General features: G+C 54.9%; 2 protein-coding genes. Both read left to right on the plus strand.

All coding sequences use genetic code 11. The annotated features are described in order from the left end of the window. Positions 1-145 precede the first annotated feature (145 nt). Positions 146-1,540: a BREX-1 system phosphatase PglZ type B gene (gene pglZ / locus VMU57_RS01050; RefSeq protein WP_325379896.1), complete on the plus strand. Its 1,395-nt coding sequence runs from the start codon at positions 146-148 to the stop codon at positions 1,538-1,540. After that, the coding region (brxL, locus tag VMU57_RS01055; protein WP_325379898.1) for a BREX system Lon protease-like protein BrxL at positions 1,537-3,379 on the plus strand (1,843 nt) is incomplete at its 3' end. The genes pglZ and brxL, both read left to right, overlap by 4 nt.

Raw genomic sequence — 3,379 nt, forward strand, 5'->3', positions numbered from 1 at the left:
CGCCTTCTCCCGGAAACAACTTACAACGTCCGGCCTTCCAGGCGATGAACGACCGATGATTGCGCCTGCGGCGCGGATGATATCAAGCTGCTCTATACCGGCAATTGTTCAGAAAACGACGCTTTCAGATGAGCGATGACAAGGAGTGGCGGGACTCGACCAGGCTACAGTCACCGCAAAGGTGATGGCGCTTGAGACTCAGCACAAAGAAAGACGTTCCTGGGTTTGGGCTCGATCTGGTCAAAGTCCTTGGGCGCAGGCTCTCGAACCGCTAGTAGTGCTAGCCAAATTGAGCAAGTCGCCCATTGGAGGCACAACGATCGACGCAGCCGCCGCGGCCTATTCCGCTGATGGATATCGATGTGATCAAGCTGCACTTGATGCGTTGTCGCGATTCCGCGAAACAACATCCGATGCGGAGATCATGAAGCGTGCCGTCCGGGCATTGTATGAGCCGTGGCTCGATGCATCGACGCGTCACTTTCAGGAACTGGTTCAGAAGGCCGGGAAATTGGGTTCGTTGCCGATTGTGGGCGAGCGAGATGTATGCGTTCTATTTGTCGATGGGCTCCGATTTGACGTTGGCGCGGCCTTGGCGGCAGAGCTGGAGCTACGCGGCGTCATTGCGAAGGTGGGATTTAGGCTTTCCACCCTTCCCACGGTCACTGCCACCGCAAAGCCGGCGATCATGAAAATCAAGGGGACGCTTCATGGTGAGACGGGAGATGATTTCGCGCCATTCTTGGGAATAAAGCCGGCGATAGCGCCAGTCTTGCGAGATGCCATTGCCAAAGAAGGTGTGGAGGTTTTGGAACAGGGAGAAACGCTCTTCCCAAGTGGGGCCGAACATGGCGGATGGGCAGAGTTCGGCCAGATTGATGCCTACGGACACGCTCATCCAGATGATCTGCCTGCCAGAGTGAAAACTGAGGTGATGAATGCCGCTGACCGGGTGTTGCAGTTCTTGGATGCGGGATGGAAACAGGTCAGAGTGGTAACGGATCACGGTTGGTTGCTGATGCCGGACGGGCTGCCCAAAGTAGCGTTGCCAGCCTTCCTAGCAGAGACCAAGTGGTCCCGATGCGCTCTTGTGAAGGGTAACGCCGACGTTCCGTCATATCCCTGGCACTGGAACCACGACATACGAATTGCTTCACCGCCTGGCATTGCCAGCTTCCGGGCCGGCGACAAGTATTCGCATGGTGGCGTGAGCCTCCAGGAGTGCGTTGTACCCGAGATAGTAGTGACTCAAGGCGTGAAGGCCGTTTCCGCATCGATCATTTCGGTTGACTGGCGAGGGATGCGCTGCAAGGTAAAGGTCGAGTCGAACGATCCCGCCGTGCGAGTGGATCTCCGTACGAACTGGAAACAAGCTGGATCGAGCATCGTGGTAGGCGTCAAGGAAGTTGGTAGTGGCGGTGAAGTGAATCTTGTTGTCGCGGATGATAAGCATGAAGGATCGGCGGCAATGGTCGTGCTGCTGGATGCTGGCGGTGCAATTCTCAGCCAGAAAACGACATCAGTGGGAGAGAAATCATGATTTTAGAGATGGATGCGCTCGACCGCTTGGCTGCGTCTGCATATGACGGCTATTTAGTGCGCAAGGATCTGGTTAGAAAGTATTCGCGCCAATATCCCGTGCCGACCTACGTAGTGGAATTCTTGCTGGGTCGCTATTGTGCAAGTACCGACGAGAAAGAGATCAATGAAGGTCTCACAATTGTTGAGAAGCAGCTTCAGGATCGAACCGTCCGCACGGGCGAAGAAGAGCTTTTCAAGGCGCGCGCAAAGGAACAGGGCGCCATTCGAATCATCGATATCGTCAAGGCGCGCCTGGATACAAAGAACGATTGCTACATTGCGGAACTGCCGAGCTTGGCGCTTCGCGATATTCGGATAGGGGATGAGCTGGTTCGCGATAACGAACGTATGCTTACCGATGGTTTCTACGCCGAGGTGAACCTCTCCTACGATGGCATTGTGGCCCAGGAAAACAATGGACGACCGTTTCGAATCGACAGCCTGCGTCCGATCCAGATGTCGAAATCGGATGTGCTCGACGTTCTTGCAGCCGGGCGCGAGAAGTTTACGACCGAAGAATGGAAGGCCCTTCTCATTCGATCAATCGGCTTGGAACCCGCGGTCCTCGATGAACGAGCGAAACGTTTGGCAATTCTGCGCATGGTGCCATTCGTCGAACGGAACTACAACTTCGTTGAACTAGGTCCACGGGGAACCGGCAAGAGTCATCTGTTCCAGCAAATCTCTCCTTACGCCCATCTGATCTCCGGTGGTAAAGCGACTGTAGCTAAGATGTTCGTCAACAATGCCAGTGGACAGCGCGGTCTCGTTTGCCAATATGACGTTGTTTGCTTCGACGAAGTTTCCGGAGTTTCATTCGATCAGAAAGACGGCGTGAACATCATGAAGGGCTACATGGCATCGGGTCAGTTCAGCCGAGGAAAAGAGAACATTCGGGCCGAGGGCGGCATTGTCATGGTTGGCAATTTCGACGTTGACGTAGAGCAACAGCAGCGGGTCGGACATCTGCTCAGCCCGCTACCGCCCGAGATGCGAAACGATACCGCCTTTATGGATCGTCTGCACGCATTTGGGTCGGGTTGGGACTTCCCGAAGGTGAGCCCGGCTGAACATCTCACCGATCACTTCGGAATGGTGAGTGACTTCTTGAGCGAGTGCTGGTCAAAGCTTCGCTCTCAGAATCGTGGCACCGTACTCCAGGGGCGAGTCTACCTGGGAGGAGCTCTTAGTGGTAGGGATATCGAAGCCGTAACGAAGACGGTCAGCGGATTGGTGAAGCTGCTTTTTCCCAAGCCGGATATGCCAGTCGCAGATGAGGATCTTGAGTGGATCGTCAGACTCGCGCTCGAATCGCGCAGACGCATAAAGGAACAACAAAAGCGCTGTTTCAAGAGCGAGTTTCGGAACACCCACTTCAGTTACACGATGGGACTAGAGGGATTGGAGCAATTTGTCTCGACTCCCGAGTTACACAGTGATGAGGCGATTGAAAGCGATCCTCTGCCGCCAGGCCAGGTTTGGGCTTCGAGCATGGGAACGCCGGAGTCGGGACCAGGCTTATACCGAATTGAAGTCACTTCTGGCGCTGGAGGCGGTGTGAGGATATTGAATCAGCCCACGCCCCAAGCCTTCAGAGAAAGCGTGAAGGTGGGCGAGCAGAACCTTTACCAGCGAGCGAAAGAGTTAGTTGGAGATCGCGATCCACGCGAACATGAATTCTCGATCCAATCTCGTGCTATGGATGCAGACAAGAGTGGTGGCGGGTTGGGCCTACCGGTATTAGTTGCGCTCTGCGGCTCGCTTCTCGGAAAAAACACACGAGGAGGAACGATTATTG

The organism is Edaphobacter sp. (assembly GCF_035532915.1).
Lineage (GTDB): Bacteria > Acidobacteriota > Terriglobia > Terriglobales > Acidobacteriaceae > Edaphobacter.